The organism is Bacillus badius NBRC 15713, assembly GCF_001591605.1.
Lineage (GTDB): Bacteria > Bacillota > Bacilli > Bacillales > Domibacillaceae > Pseudobacillus > Pseudobacillus badius.
In genome coordinates this window covers 1-5,383 of sequence record NZ_BCVF01000077.1, presented here as the reverse complement: position 1 = coordinate 5,383, position 5,383 = coordinate 1, and the positions used below count along the sequence as shown (strand labels likewise).

The following is a 5,383-nucleotide window of genomic DNA, read 5'->3' as shown; positions in this document are numbered from 1 at the left end:
AACTATTAGTATAGATTTCAACGAGTTAACAGCTTTTATAGGAAAAAATGATGCTGGCAAGTCAACAATCTTAGAAGCTTTAGAAATTTTCTTCAACAATTCATTAGTTGTATGTGATCGCGAAGATTTAAATGTTAATGCTGAAGATTCAAACATCGAAATAACATGTGTATTTAGCGACTTACCTGAAAAAATTGTTCTTGATACTTCTTCTGAAACAAATTTAAAAAGTGAGTATCTGTTAAATTTGAATGAAGAACTAGAGATAAAAAAGGTCTTTAAAGCCACTTCAGCAAAACCGAAACCAGTTATTTACATAGTATGCAACCATCCTACGGTTGAACCATATAGTGAATTGCTCTCAAAAAAACGTACGGAATTAAAACAAATTGCTAAGCAGCTAAATATCCCAACTGAAAAGTATAATGCTACTAGTAATACTAGTTTAAGAAGAGCAATTTGGGAGAATTCTGAAAATTTAGTTTGTCAGTTACAAGAACTCTTAGTAGACAAGGAAGATTCGAAAAAAATATATGAGTCTTTAGAAAAGTTTTTACCTATTTACTCATTATTTCAATCAGATCGGGCAAGCAAAGACAATGACAAAGAAGTTACAGATCCAATGAGTTTAGCGATAGAACAAGCTCTTAAAGAGTTGGTGCCAGAGATAGAGACCATAAAAGAAAATGTTCGAAATAAGGCAGTGGAAACTGCAAATAGAACTCTTGAAAAGTTAAAAGAAATGGATAAAGATTTAGCTGATTCACTGAACCCAGATTTTAAGTCAGAGCCAAAATTTGATTCTTTGTTCAAATTGAGTATAAAATCTGACGATGGTATTTCAATAAATAAGCGTGGTAGTGGAGTAAGAAGGCTAATTTTATTAAATTTCTTTAGAGCAGAAGTAGAAAGAAAATTAAATGATAGTACTTCTCAAAATGTTATTTATGCATTTGAAGAACCAGAAACGTCACAACATCCGAAACACCAAGAGATGCTCATCAATTCATTTTTACAATTAGCGTATAATACTAACTCACAAGTTATTTTAACTACGCATACTCCAGCACTAGCTGGGTTACTTCCACTTGAAAGTTTAAGATTTGTTACTAAACAATATGGAGAGAAGATCATTAAATCAAATGACGAAAGTGTCTATGAAGAGATAGCCGATACATTAGGCTTACTAGTCGAAAATATTAATATTCAAACTAAAGCAATTCTATTATTAGAGGGACAAGGAGATGTTGTTTTTATACGACACCTTTGTGACGTGCTGAAAGATGGGGGAGCAATACCTGAAACACTTCAAGAAAATGGTTTTGCATTTATTCCCACTGGAGGATGTGGCAATCTTAAATCATGGAGAACTTTGAGGCTTGCAGAGCAATTTGGTGTTCCGTGGTGTGTGCTTCAAGATTCCGATCATCCTACCCCAGAGGCTCAAAAGAATATTGCAACAGTTGAATCTTTAAAAGCACAAGGAATTAAAGCGTATTTAACAAGAAAAAGAGAACCTGAAAATTATTTGCATTCAAGTTGTTTTGATATTCCTTTAATTATTGATGATTATATTGATGCTAAAAAAGAAGTTAATAAACATAATAAAAAAGTAGCTGCTAACAAAGTCTTAGAAGTCTATTGGCCTAAGATGACTTTTGAGAATATTAGAGAAGTTGAAACATATACTGATGAGTATGGGGAAATTCGATTTGAATTTACCGAGATGATTTTAGATTTTCTTTCTTTGGTAAAACCAAGTCCTATCTATAATTAAATTTAATATCTATAATAATCCGCGTTTTAATCAAACTTTTTTATAAAAACTAAAGTCAATCTAAACTAAAACCCGCGTATTTTGATCAATCTTTTTTTTAGCGCGCGGGTTTCTGATATCTATAAAATCAATGTTTGCAGGTCGCTTTTAATCAAACTTTATTCTAAACCAACAAGCTTGTTTCCGAATAATAAAGTCGTTTAAAATAAAAACATTCTGATAATTTACATCCGTTCGCTTATAATTAAAATAGCGAACGGATGTTTTTTGTTTTGGGGAGGAAGTTAATGTATCTATGAAACCGTATGATTTACAGAGATAATAAAGTTGTTTAAACATTTTTATGCAACAAACAGGGAAGGATAGTTGAATAATGAGGATGATATAATTTAAGAGGAAACTTACTTTATTTTATAATTTATGAGGTGAAAAATGGACTTTTTAGCATTAAATAAATCTAAATATATTGTCTCTGATATTAAAGACATTTTGCATAAAAAGCTTATTCTTGATAAACCGTTAACTAAAGATGAAGTGAAAGAATTAAACCTAGTTAATCCCGCTGTATACGAAAATGAGAAGTATCTCATTCAAGAACGATGGTTTCATAGTATTAATATCGGAGAATGGGAAGATGTGGATATTATTGTTCAAGGGAATAATGAAAATCCCAATGCGGAGATTATCGAAATGGCAGAAAAAGTATTCGCTGAACTCCATCTACATATAAGCTGTGCATTAAAATATTTACAGAAATTCTTTCCTGCTCAAGAAATGAAGAGCTACTATCTATCCACAATATATTTTGGAGAGATGGTTAATTTTGACGATTATATATTTTCAGGGTTTAGTTTAGCTTTTATTTTTGATGGTGACTTTGAGTTTCAGTATAAAGTAAAATTTAAAGACGATGGGTGGCCGATTGGTTTTGAAGGCGGACCACTTTAATAATTATGGATAATTTTTTCTTATAGAACTGACGGGTGCGTTAGCTCTATAAGAATTAAACAACTTTATTATCTCTACACAGCTGTGATGAGGCTTTGAAGAAAGTCGAACCGGAATTTTCTCGCTCTATAAAGAAGGGATTCCGGTTCTTTTTGTGGATTAAGAACCTATTAAGTGATAACAAAGTTATTTCATGAAAGGGTCAGATTGTTGAGGTGCAGACTTGGAAGAGAGTTTGATGCCATTATGCTGATCATCCGTTTTTAACTTAACAATCTTGGTCATTTTGCGGAGTAAACTTTAGATTAAGCATTTAAGTTGCACACGGAACTTATTTGCTGTAAAGTTATAATTATCAAAAACCTTGTCATTTTAAGAGAGAGGAGTGTTCACCCATGAAGAAAAAATCACTTAATTTTTTATCTTACGGATATGGATACTCCACTGCTGTTTTTTTCTAGAAATCTTTCCAAGGGTGAAGTGTGTCTAAATTTAACTTTCTAGGCAAAACTGCAGAAAAATCTTTTAAATGACGAGGTAAATAAATGGAAAACGAAAAAATCACAAGAAAAACTCCAGCAAGTATGCCTGCACCAGTTGGCAATTACACACATATTACAAAAATTCCAAGGAATGCAGAGTTATACGTGACATCAGGTCAAATCGGTGTCGATCGACATGGACAATTTCCACAAACTATGAATGAACAAGTAAGTAATACGTTTGTCAATATAAAAGCAGTGCTAGATTCTGAGGATCTAAGCGCTGAAGACATTATAAAAGTGAACATATGGGCTACTGAGCAAATTGATTGGGACTTTTTTGATTCAGAGTGGGATCAATTATTTAGCAAGGAGTATCCAGCAATGACGATTGGATATCTTGCTGAGTTGGGTTTACCTGAGATAAAAATCGAAATAGAAATTTGGGCAGCTAAAGTATAACGTTCAAACACACTTCATCAAAACCATGGAACTCCTAAATCTAGGTGGTTCCATGGTTTTTTAATAGGAGCACATCTTCAGTCATCAGGCTCGATTGTGAAAGAGGGGAGAAAATGAGCAACCTTGTTAAAAACGGCTTCTGTTTATGTGCCCTAAAATGAATTTCTGCTCTTAAGACATTTAGTTTATAGTTGGTCCTCTTGATCATAAAAATCGAGGACAGCCCTTGCCCTATCATATATATCTTGCTTTAAAGTGTCAGGTCTTACGATTTTTATCTGATTGCTGAAGCCTAGAATATATTCTTTTGCTTCTTGTTCCGTGTCAAAACACAGCTTTATGGGGGTCCACCCATTTTCTATGGGAGATTCAATGTTTAATATTTGTACAAATCGGCCTGTGAACTTTATTCTTGGAAGGATAGAAGGAGATACTTCAACATCCACCTCATATCTTGGCAGGTTTTTAATAAATTCTTGTGTGGATCTATCCCAATATTGGGCTAAATTAAATTCCTCTGGCCGGATAAATGTTTCACTCATGAGTAGAGCAGATTTGACTCTGGATACTCGATAATTTCGAATTTGTTCGTTTGATCCGGCGATTAAATACCACGTGCTGCCTTTAGCAACCAATCCTAAGGGGTTAACAACTCGTTCAACACACTTCCCATCCGCCCGTTCATAGTTCAATTGCAGTTTCCGATCTTCCCGAAGGGCTTGTTGCAAAACTTTGAATGACTCCATTTTTTCAGTTGACTGCTTCCAAGCACTTGTATCAATATGGATTCGGTTCCATAGATCATCGGCATTTTTCTGGAAGGAGCTTGGAATCGAAGCAAGGATTTTCTGGCGTGCTTCATGCCAATCTTTTGTTAATCCTAAGTCGGTAAGCAACTGGAATGAAGGAGAAATAAGCAAAGATTCAATTTCATTGGCTTTCAAGCCAGTTAGATTTGTCCGATATTGTTTAAGCAATCTCCACCCTCCTGCCTTACCGCGTTCAGCCACAACAGGAATACCTGCTGCACTCAATGCGTCCATATCACGATGAATGGTACGTTCAGTTACCTCTAACTCCTTAGCTAATTCTCTGGTTGTCAGTTTTCCCTTATGTTGGAGCAGAAGTAAAATGGAAATAAGCCTGTCAGCGCGCATAACTACCCACCTAACATAATTATTTAAAAGATATTTAATTATGACAATAGATGTCATCATTAAGTATTATACTAGGTATCTGTGTAGGAATGGAACTGGTATACGCAACAAGTGTCAGCGGATATAGAAGCCTGATTTTTATGCTCACCGGTTTATTGATAGTAATTAAGGGAGATGATTACGTTAGGTGAATGAAGATGAAGTCAAAATGTCTCCTTGTGTGCAGAGGTCCCGGCCGTAACAATGGAGGTTCACTAGTACTTTTTCTCGTTTTTAATGTTCGCTAATGAGTAACGTACTATTTGGTTGCATGACTACACACAGACCATAGCTATTTGATGAAAGGGGAGGAAGAAGTATGTCCGAAAACATAGGGTCAAGAAGAATAATTTTAGATTTAGCAGTAACTTTAGATGGATTTATTGAGGGGAAAAATGGGGAAGTTGATTGGTGTATCATGGACCCTGAGATGGGTTTTACTAATTTCTTAAATCAAATTGATACTATTTTATATGGCAGAAAAAGTTACGACGAATGGGGACAATATATCCCGAAAA

5 protein-coding genes are annotated in these 5,383 nt (G+C 34.4%); 4 read left to right on the top strand and 1 reads right to left on the bottom strand.

From position 1 onward, the window contains the following. The 3 genes from BBA02S_RS19430 to BBA02S_RS19420 all read left to right on the top strand — a co-directional run. Window positions 1–1,777, top strand: a 1,777-nt coding sequence (locus BBA02S_RS19430; protein WP_218011596.1) for an ATP-binding protein, incomplete at its 5' end; no start/stop codon positions are given. Between the two features lie 432 nt (window positions 1,778–2,209). Then, window positions 2,210–2,725, top strand: a complete 516-nt coding sequence (locus tag BBA02S_RS19425) for a hypothetical protein (protein WP_041100405.1) — start codon at window positions 2,210–2,212, stop codon at window positions 2,723–2,725. 545 nt (window positions 2,726–3,270) lie between these two features. Further along, the gene (locus tag BBA02S_RS19420; protein WP_041100407.1) at window positions 3,271–3,669 is read left to right on the top strand and encodes a RidA family protein; all 399 of its coding nucleotides are present in this window, start codon (window positions 3,271–3,273) and stop codon (window positions 3,667–3,669) included. 185 nt (window positions 3,670–3,854) lie between these two features. Here the strand turns inward: BBA02S_RS19420 and BBA02S_RS19415 are convergent, their stop codons facing one another. Continuing rightward, a complete protein-coding gene (locus BBA02S_RS19415; RefSeq protein ID WP_041100408.1) occupies window positions 3,855–4,826 on the bottom strand; it encodes a helix-turn-helix transcriptional regulator in 972 nt (323 codons plus the stop codon). A 358-nt stretch (window positions 4,827–5,184) separates the two neighbouring features. On the opposite strand from BBA02S_RS19415, the gene BBA02S_RS19410 reads away from it, so the two are divergent. Beyond that, window positions 5,185–5,383, top strand: a 199-nt coding sequence (locus BBA02S_RS19410; protein WP_370670970.1) for a dihydrofolate reductase family protein, incomplete at its 3' end; no start/stop codon positions are given.

Excerpts from the sequence above, each read along its gene's own strand:
- BBA02S_RS19425 (WP_041100405.1), top strand. The coding sequence starts at position 2,210 with ATGGACTTTTTAGCATTAAATAAATCTAAATATATTGTCTCTGATATT.
- BBA02S_RS19420 (WP_041100407.1), top strand. The coding sequence starts at position 3,271 with ATGGAAAACGAAAAAATCACAAGAAAAACTCCAGCAAGTATGCCTGCA.
- BBA02S_RS19415 (WP_041100408.1), bottom strand. The coding sequence starts at position 4,826 with ATGCGCGCTGACAGGCTTATTTCCATTTTACTTCTGCTCCAACATAAG.